The sequence below is a fragment of the Rivularia sp. PCC 7116 genome (assembly GCF_000316665.1).
In the GTDB taxonomy this organism is placed as follows: Bacteria; Cyanobacteriota; Cyanobacteriia; order Cyanobacteriales; family Nostocaceae; genus Rivularia.
This window is the reverse complement of the sequence record NC_019678.1, coordinates 7,333,993-7,345,739: the sequence shown is the minus strand read 5'-3', so window position 1 is coordinate 7,345,739 and position 11,747 is coordinate 7,333,993. Positions and strand designations below refer to the sequence as shown.

Below are 11,747 nucleotides of genomic sequence, written 5' to 3'. Positions count from 1 at the left end.
TTAACTTTAGCGCGGGTTTTTCCTGCTGCACTTTTTGTTGTGGAATTCAAAATTATCAATCAGTGAGGTTGAACGGATATCAATGCTACGACGCGAACCTTTGAATCCTCCTAAATACGTCTACCCGGTTGACGAATGGAGGATGGTAGAAAAGCAATATTATCCTCGTTTCCAAGCTCAAATGGAGACAATTTTTTCTATTGGGAATGGTTATTTGGGAATGCGCGGTGTTTGTGAAGAAGTGACACCCTGCACCGAAAATGGAACTTTTATTAACGGTTTTTATGAATCTTGGCCTATTGTTTATGGTGAAGAAGCTTTTGGTTTTGCTAAAACCGGACAAACTATTGTCAATGTTACCGACAGTAAAATTATTAAGCTTTACGTTGATGACGAACCTTTTTCTCTTTCAACTGCTAATTTATTAAGTTTTGAGCGCGTACTAGATATGAAGGCAGGTACGCTAAATCGTAAATTAGTTTGGGAGACACCATCCGGTAAAAAGGTTGCGATCAAATCTCGTCGTTTAATTTCCTTAGAACACCGTCATTTAGCTGCAATTGAATATGAAGTCACGCTTCTTAATGCTAAAGCTCCAGTGGTAATTTCTTCGGAAATGGAAAATCACAAGCATAAAGCTGCTAATAATCACGATCCTCGTAAAGCTAAAGGTTTTAAGGGTAGAGTTTTAAATCCGAAAGTCAATTATTGCCAAGAAGGTCGTGTTTTACTAGGCTATGTCACCAATCAAACTAAAATCGGTCTTGCTTGTGGGATTGAACATGAAATTTTAACCGATTGTTCCTACTTTTATAAAAGCGAGTGTTCTGAAGATGATGGTAAGGCTGTCTTTAATATAGATGCTTTGCCTGGAGTTCCGATTAAATTAATTAAGTATATTACTTACAATACTTCACCCGGTCATGCTATTGAAGAATTATGTACAAGAGCGCATAGAACTTTAGATAGAGCGGAAAAATTAGGTTTTGAAGCAATTTTGGCAAGCCAGCAGCAATATATGGATGAATTCTGGCACAAAAGCGATATCAAAATTTATGGCAATCCTTACGATACAGATGCAACTCGGGCTTTAGAATTACAGCAAGCTATTCGCTTCAATTTGTTTCAAATTTTGCAAGCTTCGGCAAGAGCGGAAGGAACTGGTATTCCGGCAAAAGGACTTTCGGGACAAGCTTATGAAGGTCAATTTTTCTGGGATACAGAAATTTATGTGTTACCGTTCCTTATTTATACTGCACCGCGCATTGCCAGAAATTTACTTCAGTTTCGCTACAAAATGCTTGATAAAGCCCGCAAGCGCGCTCGTCAGTTGAATCAAAAAGGAGCGCTGTTTCCTTGGAGAACTATCAACGGTGAGGAAGCATCAGCATATTATGCAGCGGGAACGGCTCAATATCATATTAATGCTGATATTGCTTATGCAATTAAAAAATACGTTGAAATTACTGGAGATAAGGATTTTCTCTACAACGAAGGTGTGGAAATTCTAGTAGAAACTGCTCGTTTGTGGCATGATTTGGGATTTTTTCAAGATGGAAAGTTTCATATTCATGGTGTTACTGGACCAGATGAATATACTACAGTAGTAAATAATAATGCCTACACTAATTTGATGGCACGGGAAAATTTACGATATGCCGCTCAAACAGTCCAGATGCTGCAAAACGAAGATTTAGAAAGATTTTCGGCACTTTTGGATAGAACCAATCTTGCTCTTGTAGAGATTGAAGAGTGGCAAAAAGCCGTAGATAATATGTATATTCCCTACGATGAAGCCAAGGGTATTCATCCACAAGATGATAGTTTTCTCAGCAAAAAAGTTTGGGATTTTGAAAATGTCCCCCGTAGTAAATATCCTTTGCTATTAAATTTTCATCCGTTGGTAATTTATCGCCATCAAGTAATTAAACAAGCAGATGTAGTATTAGCAATGCATTTGCTGGGACAAGAATTTTCCGAAGAACAGAAAAAACGTAATTTTGATTATTACGACCCCTTAACAACCGGAGATTCTTCACTATCGGTTTGTATTCAAAGTATTTTAGCTTTTCAGTTGGGATACAGCCAAAAAGCTTTAGAATACGCTTATTTTGCCGTACTTATGGACTTAGCGGATATTGCAGGCAACTCCAAAGATGGTTGTCACATCGCTTCGATGGGTGGTTCCTGGATGTTAATGGTATACGGATTTGCCGGAATGAAAGATTACAACGGCAATCTTTCTTTTCATCCTAGGTTGCCTAAAGGAACAAAACGCTTGCACTTCCCTTTAACAATTTGCTGCCAAAGATTGGAGGTAGATATTCGTCAAGAAGAAGTAACTTACCTGTTGCGTGAAGGTTCAGAATTAAGAATTAAGCATCAAGATGAGGAAATACTTTTAAAAGTTGGAGTTCCTGTTTGCATTAAACAGAAAGTTCAAGATTGGGAGTAGAAATTGATGGTTGATGGTTGATGATCCACACCCTTCGGGTGAAAGTTGATTTTTGATTGTTGATAGTTGTTCTACTAACCACTAACCACCAACAAATAACCACTAACCACCAACCACCAACCACCAACCACTAACCACTAACCACTAACCACTAAATTTTAATTTGTTCTTAAGGGAGCATTTAACACTTTACTGATTCTTTGGCGTGTTTCTAATAAATGCGCCTTTGTATATTCATCTTCGGAATTTGCATCGTCTAATTTCTCGGCTAGCTGACGCAGTTTGTACCATGCTAAGGTACGGGCATCTTCGGGTACGTTGACTTTTCGCAACACCATATTAGTCAGGATATCTAAATATTTTCGCTGCAATCCCCGGCGCAAGCTGGAAATTTCAATATCTTTGTCTTTTGGTTTTAATACTTCTGTCCAAATGCTGTCTTGAAGAGTATTAAATAGCTCTGGTAAAGTCAGTGCTTCTCCGGAACGACTTTTCAACTCAATATCCTTGAGACGAGAAAGGCGATCGCTCGACAGTAAGTCATACAAAACCATGTTCTGCATGAATAATACTAAATCGTGAATGGGATAGTCCAACCGACCGACTTGAGGATTGCTTCCCCAATGCCGCCAACGAGATGGTGCTAATTTATTCAGCAGTTCGGGAGAAAAATCAAAAGCATCTTCAGCAAATATATAATCGCCTAAAACTTCTAAAGCTTGACGCTGTTTTTCTACAGGTACCGGTTCAAATGGTAGGCGAGTTTGGTTTTCGCTGGCGTAAACTCGGTAAAATGACTGTCCGCCAATGTATTTTGATGTGTAGTAAATCTGCTGAAAATAATTGTTTAATACTGCTCCAAAACGTTCGCGCACGTCGCTATAGCTTTCACCAACTAAGGGATATCGTTTGTTGATTCGATCCCACATCTTGCGAGCGTTATCCATCTGCCATTTAGAATAAAGCAGTACATTAGAACTGTTGTCCCATGCATCGGCAGTGGGGTCTAAATCGTATACATCTTCATCTGTAGAATAACTGTACTCGGGTTTGTAAGATTCGGAGGCTATTTCTCGTAAAACAGGTTCTTCGGCTTTAGTAGATGCAGCTTTTATTTGCGAGTAACCGTATTTGATTGCCCATGCGTCGTAAGGTCCAACAATACTAGGAAAGTAATCTCCCTGCTTAATGCTTTCTGGGGCGATGTTAGGAGGAATATAGTCCATAACGGAAGCAACTTGTCCTCTACTGCGAGTAATGCTTCTGTCGTTCATTTCTTCGGGAGACAGCATAGTACTACCCCGGAAATTATGTCTCAAACCCAAGGTATGGCCGACTTCATGGGCAACAATTAACCTTAAATATTGATGGATATATTCTTTAGTTTCCTGACTGGTGGGCGGCAAATCTCTTAGCAAAGAAATCGCTAATTTCCCGTAACCAAACTGGTTGGTGGCTTCTATTCCATAACAAAGGTCGTATTTGCTAGCCAATGAAGATAAGCGCTTGATGACTGGTATTTCTTCGGAATCTGTATCTTCTGCTTCCAAACCATTGCGACATAATAAGCGATTTTGCATCATCGCTGACAAAGAAGTTATTTTTTTCGACGACTGGGTAGGTTGAACCATTTGTCGGTAATCCTTCTTCAAGGAACTAACTAAGCTCGCATCTATCAAAATATCTGCATCTAGAATTTCTCCAGTCAAAGGATTAACGCGGGATGGCCCCATTGCAAAATACCCATCGACTGTATTAATCCAGCGAATGGTGTTGTAACGGATGTCTGAAGGGTCCCAAGTCGCGCTGTCTGGCATCTGCTTAACTTCGATAGCATTTTTAAATCCAGCCGCTTCAAATGCCCGATTCCACATTAAAACGCCTTCTTTGATGGCATCGCGATATTCGTAAGGTGTAGCGTTATCTATCCAGTAAACAATCGGTTTCTTCGGTTCGGAAATACTGGCATTGGGATATTTCTTTTCCAAATTCCAACGATTTACATAACGTACAAATGGGTCGCTGGGGTCTTTTGTTGATAAATCTTGATAAGCAGTAATGAAGTAACCAACTCTTTCATCGGCTAAGCGAGGACGGTAATTATTATCGGGCAATTCCGAAAGACTGTAATGAAGCTTGAGAGTAAAACCGCGATTATCAGCCAAGGTTCTAAATTTATTTCGCCTTTTGCCGCTACCAGTTACAGAAAAGTTTAAAATTGATTGAACTTCTATATTCTTAGGAAAAACTTTAGCACTACCAAAATAAGATTTATCTTGACTTCCCGGTACTCCCAAACTAGAAGATAATCCTGCTAAATCGGTAAGCAATAAATCCCCTAAATCAATCAGCACGCTTTTACGCTGCGGATGAATACTTTTAATTTTGATTTTGTAAAGAACAGAATCGCTAAAAGATCTTGCTAAAGAACGGGCTTGCGGATCTCCTTCCTGGGCACGGAAGTTCACGTTACGAACTACAAAGTGTAAATTATCTCCTACCCGCTCGAAGTAAAACAGAAAATCCTGTAGAGGCATTCCGCTATAAATCCCAGCTTCACCAATACCTGATTCTAAAGTTGCAGTTGCCAGATAATTTTTCTTAAACTGCGTCGGCTTGACTTCCAAATATATTTGATTTTTTTCTTTATTACGATAAAGAGTAAACAAACCTTTGGAAATTTTAGTATCTTTTACAACCTTATCGAACGCCTTAAAACCATCTTTCTTAGCTGGCTTTTTTGCCGGTTTCGGTTTACTAGAGGGCTTAGATGCGGGTTTTTTCTGCTGTTTATTCAATTGTAAAAAAGGCTGTTGCGCTGACTTTTTGGTGTCATTTACAACCCAAGTAAATAAATCTGCCTGTACTTCTTTTTCCTTCTCAAGTACCCATACTTTACCTGGCGATAATTTTTCAATATGCTTTTGATTAATTTTATTTACTGCCAGAGTATTATTAGATGTTTCTGCTGTTTTAAAATCAAGTTTCTCTGTCAATATGTTTTCTTGAGGGGTTTGTTGATTCAGCCTTGCTGCAACTTTTGCCGCTACAGACAATGATTGGACTCCAAAGATAGCTGCCGCTAAATACAAACTCCGCAACAAAATTAAATAAACGCTCTTTGTTTTCATCCGAATAATCTCCGGGCTACTTAGCCTAATTCATTTGCAATGCTTACAGAGCCTCCTGCGAGAGTATCTCTCTCTCCCATGCTCGTCATTAGAACTGAAAGATATATTAAATGTCTAATATCAAGCAGAAAACTTTTTAGGTCAGATTAATATGACATTTCTTAATTTTTTGTCCCTTTTTACTGTAGTATTCTTCCTAACAATTGCTTGTGTCGCAAGCAGTAAGTATTGAACGGAAAAACTCAGCAGAAAATATACAGGAAAGTTAGTATAACAATCAAATCCGGAAAATTCCGTTTTTTATAAACGAAAAATGATTCAAATAGATTTTCTAGTTAAAACAGGAGGAAAATTTACATAAATACGGTTTAATAGCCGTTATTATACTCAATTATAGATTAGTTAGTCGTAGTAAATAATACTAGTTTATTTTTGTTTAAAAACCTACTGAGTTCTGAAACATATCCGGGTAAGCTAATTTAGGTCAGTACTATCCTCGTATTAATATATACAAATGTTGCAAATAGAATTTCTCAAGCAGCTTTGGAGAAATTGCTTGAGGCAATCGCGATTGGAAGAGGTGCCTCATACAGCAACTGGAGAAAGTAGGGCAATTGAAATCGCCACAATTGCCGATCGGTTGCCTTCAAAACAAGTAGAGTCTTTTGAAGATAATTTGCTCTCATCTAGTTTTAAGAAAAAACTAGAAGCAAGTTTAATTGAATGGGCGCAAGCAAGCAATGATTTTGCATCCAACGTGGATCGAAGACAGTTTTACAAGCATATTTATGCTTTGTTGGGAAATGTTACCTTAAAACCGGAAGTCGTTGAATCTGCGATCGCGCAGTTTATGGCTCGCGACAAAGAAAACCCAGTTATTCTGTTTGAAAAATTAGAAAATTTTTATCGTCGGTGGTGTGATGGTGAATTTATTGATGCTGCACCAGATAATAACTTGCCTCAGCAACAGATGTTGCAGCTACAGTCACAAAATATTGCTATCCGTCTGCGGGAACTAGATATAAATACGGGTTTGAATGTGATGATTTTGCTCTTGGAAATTCATCAAGTTATACGAGAGCAAAATCATCATCTACAGGATAAAATTGCTTTTTATTCTTCGGACAAGCCCGATAGCGAACATTTTTTTACATCTACCCTCTTACGAGTAATTAACTATAGTGATTCTATTGGGATTGGTAATTTTACTAATGTAGTCGGCGAATTTCTCAAAGGTGCTTTTTTAGAAAACGTTTACTTAGGAGATGCCAATCTCACAGGTGCAAATTTGAGTCATGCAAAGCTGAATGGTGCTTATCTAGGGGATGCTAACCTTACAGGGGTACAAGGTAAGAAGATAAAACTTAGGAGTGCTAATCTTGGCGATGCGAATTTAAGCGGTGCCGATTTTCGAGAAGCAAATCTGACTGATTGCGACTTAACTCACTGTAATTTAAGCGGTGCGGATTTAAGCGGAGCCAACTTAACGGGAGCAAATTTGGGTGATGCAAATCTGACTGGAGCAAATTTAGCTGGTGCCAATTTAACTGGTGCCAATCTAACTAGTGCAAATATTAGAGATGCGGTTTTAAGCGGTGCTAATTTAAAAAATTCTATCTTTTTCGGCGCTAATTTAAGCGATGCGGATCTAATAGGCGTGGAATTAAGCTATGCCGATTTATGTAGGGCAGATTTAAGCGGTGTTAATCTTAGGGGTTCCACGCTCAGAGGTACAAACCTGAGCGATTCGTTAATGTTCGGAACCAATTTAAAGGAAGCCATTTTGATTGCGGCAGATCTCAGCTATGCCAAGCTTAACAGTGCAAATTTAGGGGGAGCAAACTTGCAAGGAGCAATTATCTTAGGTGCCGATCTTGGAGGTGTAGATTTAAGTCAAGTCATTTTAAATGAAGCCGATTTGAGTGGAGTAAGTCTGAATGAAGCTAATTTAAGCAGCGCCGATCTCAGCGACGCGGTTTTGTTAGGTACCGATTTGAGTTATGCAAATTTAAGTAATGCAAATCTTAGTGGTAGTAACCTAACTGGAGCGATTTTTAGCGGTGCTGACTTGAGCGACAGTAATATTAGCTATGCAATTCTTAGTAATGTAGATTTTAATGAAGCTAATCTGGAAAATGCTACTTGGAATGAAAATTTAGAATGGGATCGTGTTCGGGGTTTAGACAAAGCATTAAATGTTCCAGAAGCTTTAAAAGATAAATTTAGACTTTCTTAACTTTTTTTGCTTGTATTCACAAGATCGAGACGCTGAAGGCTTTACACTTCTTCACTTTTAGCCAGGAAAGCATTAAAGTTCATTGCGAAAGAAATATATTTGATTTGGATTTCTGATATGCTCTATAAGCGTCGTCATCAAATAAGGAGAACCCTTTGGCAATGGAATCCAATACCTTTACAAGTAATCAAGGAGCGCGTGAAGAGTTCAGCGAATATGTTGCTCATTTACAGTTTCACATGACTCTCCAGGCTCGTAATCTGGTTCCAAGCCTAAAACAGAATTCAGATGACAGTCGAGGAGAATTACTTCATCAAACTCAGGCTGATTTTGAAAAAGTTATTTCTCGACAAGTAATCTAAAGGTTAGACAAAACTTAACAGTTAATTGTAAAAAGTTCCATAACTATCCAAAGGGAGGTATTGGGACGCGTCGGAACGCGGGAAGCATAGCTACACCGTATTTTCGCTGGTGAATTACGTTCGCGGAGTGACTCGTTAGACTAACCAGATTTATGGTAAAATAGGACAATGTAGGTGTAATGCAAAATTAACAGCAGAAGTGCAGCCTACAAACTAAGATATTTATATTTGTGTACGCAAAAGTCCGTGGGGCATACGGATTAAAAGCTCAGTTTCTGTCGTCAAAGACGAGTCGCTGAGAAACCTATACTCACTCGTTCACCGAAGGTGTTCCCGAATCGTAGATAAGTTTAGGTGTGCAACCAAAATTAAAATACAATGAGAACAGTTCCTATAGAGAATGTTTACAAGTATTCTCTCTGAGGACTGTTTTTAATTATGAAGTTAGGAAAATCACTCTTTTGGCGCAACGGCTAACTGCGTAAAGCCGTTAATATGATTGCAGCACTTCTTAGTACTTACATTATATTTAAGGCTTAATAGCGGACAGAGATGAAAATGACATCACTACTTTCCCAAAATATTAATATCGTTATTCGACCAGTCCAATATAGGGACTTGGATGATATCGAGCGTCTTTCCCAAGAGTCATTCGCCGCTCAAAAACCTAACGAAGAACATTTTGCGACGCAGCAGGAGCGAAAGCTGCGTCGTAATTTTGGACTATTTAAATTTTTAAGTTGGTTTCCCAACCCTTTGCAGCATCGTCTTTGTGCTTATGTAGCCGAACAGGGACGCACTATGCTAGGGATTATTCAGGTATCCCCATTTAATAAAACACGCAGTACCTGGCGCGTAGACAGGGTAATGCTAGAGAAATGCGTGAATAAACAAGCAATTGGTTCTCAACTTCTGCGCTACTGTTTTGAATCGATTTTAGAAGCTCGTACCTGGATCTTGGAAGCAAATGTTAATGATAAAGAAGCTTTGGCGCTTTATCGGCAAAACGGATTTCAGCGTTTGGCTGAAATGACATATTGGGAAGTTGAACCAGAATTACTAGCGTCATTAGCGCAAGCCGAACCAGATTTACCCAATCTGCTACCCGTTAGTAATGCAGATGCTCAGTTGTTGTATCAACTTGATACCGCATCAATGCCGCCTTTGGTGCGTCAAGTCTTCGATCGCCAAACTCATGATTTTAAAACTGGTTTAATCGGAGCTTTAGCTGATGCAGTTAAACAATGGTTGACAAAATCAGAAATAGTTAGCGGTTATGTCTTTGAACCACAAAGAAAAGCAGCCATTGGTTATTTTCAATTAAGAATTGATCGTAAGGGAGAAACACCACACGTTGCGACTTTGACGGTTCACCCTGCATATACTTGGTTGTATCCAGAGCTACTATCTCAGATGGCTCGTATTACACAGGATTTTCCGTCTTCTTCCCTGAAAGTTGCTTCAGCAGATTATCAACCGGAAGGAGAAGAATATCTGGAGCAAATCGGAGCAAGTCGTATAGAACACACATTAATTATGTCTCGTTCCGTATGGCACAAAGTTCGGGAATCGAAATTCGTTTCTTTAGAAGGAATTCAGCTACCAGAAATGCTCCAAGGATTGCAGCCAGCACGAAAACCCATACCTGGGGGAATGTTGTGGAAGCAGGAAAAAAGGCGGCAGATGTTAGAAAGAGCAAAACTAAACAAATTATCTAAATTATCTAAAGATAATATTGCTTTACCCTATCAAAAAGGTAATGTAGAAGGAAATAACACAAACCCTTCTACCGATAACCCACAGGAGTAATAATTTGGTTCCGCAAGAGGGAAGAGGAGATGAAGTAAATGATGAAATATCTTCTCAAACTCCAAAAAGCACAAATCGAACTTCATACATATCCGCTTTAGGATTGGATGTAGGTCGAAAACGGATTGGTATAGCAGGGTGCGATCGCACTGGTTTGATTGCTACTGGACTTACGACAGTACATCGTACAACTTTTTTGCAAGATGTCGAGCAAATTAAGCAAATAATCCAGGAAAGGGAAGTAGAAATTTTGGTAGTTGGGCTACCTTATTCTATGGATGGTTCTTTGGGGTTTCAAGCTCGTCAAGTGCAGAAATTTACTAAAAGCCTAACTGCGATTTTGAAATTACCCGTAGAATACGTAGATGAGCGCTTAACATCGTATCAAGCAAAACAAATGATTATTGCTGAAAAACGCTCTCCTTCACGTAATAAAGGGTTAGTTGATAGAAAAGCAGCAGCATTAATTCTGCAACAATGGCTAGATATTAGACGACAGCAAAAAACAGAAAGTTAAAAAAAACGCTTAATTTTAAAAGCTTTTGACGTGATATTCTAGTGGGGAAGCAAGAGTCAGCATTTTTCTATCGTCAGTATGTTACGGTGAAGAATTTGTTGCTGAACGATAGAGCAATCTATTTTTCAAGCTGGTATTAATCTTTGTTCTTTTACTCGGCTATGTATCCATCTCAATTTCCTGAAGAAAACGAGCGTTCCAATCAAAGTTCCATCACTTTAACTGATGAAACTGGAAGGTCACTTGAATGTTATGTCGAGCATTCCCTTGAAGTAGATGAGCAAGAGTACTTTTTATTGCTTCCTGCTGACTCACCTGTAGAAATTTTCGCTTGGCAAACAGACGGTGACGGAGAAGAAGCCGTTCTTGTAGAAGATGATTTCACAATAGAAAAGATTTTTAGCACTGCTCAGGCTGTTTTATCCGAGCAGAATTTAGTGTTAAAAAATACGGCTTATGCTTTAACAGCAGCCGGTGATTTGCCGACTGTAGAAGAGTCGGATATTTTTACCTTAGAAATCGAAGACGAAGAGGCAGATTTAGAACCAGAGCAATTACAGTTACTAGCAAGTTTTTATTGGGAAGAACAAGAATACGCAATTTATACTCCTTTAGATCCTTTACTATTTTTTGCTCGTATTAACTCTGAAGGCAAGCCGGAATTACTTTCACCTGAAGAATTCCGCGAATTTCAACCGTTATTAGAAGAGCTTCTTTTTAATGAGGTTGAATAGTAATTGTTGAAATTGTAGTTATTTTTTGCAGGAAATAATGTAGAGACGTAGCAGTGCTACGTCTTTTTATTTTATGGAAATAGGTAATAGAAAAATAATTGTAGGGTGTGTTACGGCTCAAATACCTGACATCAATAAATTACCATTTAGAAAATGCCGTAACGCACCATTAACGTAAAAATAAAACTCAAAATATAAAATAATCTATAAAAAGTACTAAAAAATGCCGTAACGCACCATTTTCTAATATGTATTCAGCTAGCTAGTAGTCGATTGGATTTAATTTAATAAGTTTTTACCGCAACCCACCGGGGAATGCCATTCCCCGGCTAATAGCAAAAGTCCTATGAATCTCCTAATTAACACATTTTTAAACCCTTATACAGTAAAGCTTTTAGCCAAAGTAAAAAAAAGGGTTAGTTTCATTTGTTGTGAAGGATTTTAACACCTTTGACTTTCGACCTTTAACCTTCATCGGAGGCTCACATCTTGCACCATTCTCA

Annotated in this window: 7 protein-coding genes; 6 read left to right on the top strand and 1 reads right to left on the bottom strand. The window is 38.6% G+C overall.

What is annotated here, in order from left to right:
- Positions 1 to 82 precede the first annotated feature (82 nt).
- The gene (locus RIV7116_RS28175) at positions 83 to 2,455 is read left to right on the top strand and encodes a glycoside hydrolase family 65 protein (RefSeq protein ID WP_015121735.1); all 2,373 of its coding nucleotides are present in this window, start codon (positions 83 to 85) and stop codon (positions 2,453 to 2,455) included.
- Between the two features lie 158 nt (positions 2,456 to 2,613).
- On the opposite strand, the gene RIV7116_RS28170 is transcribed toward RIV7116_RS28175, so the two are convergent.
- On the bottom strand, positions 2,614 to 5,586 hold the full coding sequence (locus tag RIV7116_RS28170; RefSeq protein WP_015121734.1) for a zinc-dependent metalloprotease: 2,973 nt from the start codon (positions 5,584 to 5,586) through the stop codon (positions 2,614 to 2,616).
- A gap of 514 nt (positions 5,587 to 6,100) precedes the next feature.
- Here RIV7116_RS28170 and RIV7116_RS28165 point away from each other — a divergent pair.
- The 5 genes from RIV7116_RS28165 to RIV7116_RS28145 all read left to right on the top strand — a co-directional run bounded on the left by RIV7116_RS28165 (position 6,101) and on the right by RIV7116_RS28145 (position 11,244).
- Positions 6,101 to 7,822 carry a pentapeptide repeat-containing protein gene (locus tag RIV7116_RS28165; RefSeq protein ID WP_015121733.1) on the top strand — a complete coding sequence of 574 codons (1,722 nt, stop codon included), beginning with the start codon at positions 6,101 to 6,103 and terminating at the stop codon, positions 7,820 to 7,822.
- Between the two features lie 161 nt (positions 7,823 to 7,983).
- Positions 7,984 to 8,184, top strand: a complete 201-nt coding sequence (locus RIV7116_RS28160) for a hypothetical protein (RefSeq protein WP_015121732.1) — start codon at positions 7,984 to 7,986, stop codon at positions 8,182 to 8,184.
- A gap of 552 nt (positions 8,185 to 8,736) precedes the next feature.
- Positions 8,737 to 9,993 (top strand): GNAT family N-acetyltransferase, encoded by a 1,257-nt coding sequence (locus RIV7116_RS28155; protein WP_015121731.1) that lies wholly within the window; start codon positions 8,737 to 8,739, stop codon positions 9,991 to 9,993.
- 46 nt (positions 9,994 to 10,039) lie between these two features.
- Positions 10,040 to 10,510, top strand: coding sequence for a Holliday junction resolvase RuvX (gene ruvX / locus RIV7116_RS28150; RefSeq protein WP_044292464.1), 471 nt, complete (start codon positions 10,040 to 10,042; stop codon positions 10,508 to 10,510).
- Positions 10,511 to 10,671: 161 nt separating this feature from the next.
- A complete protein-coding gene (locus tag RIV7116_RS28145) occupies positions 10,672 to 11,244 on the top strand; it encodes a DUF3727 domain-containing protein (protein WP_015121729.1) in 573 nt (190 codons plus the stop codon).
- Positions 11,245 to 11,747: the final 503 nt, after the last annotated feature.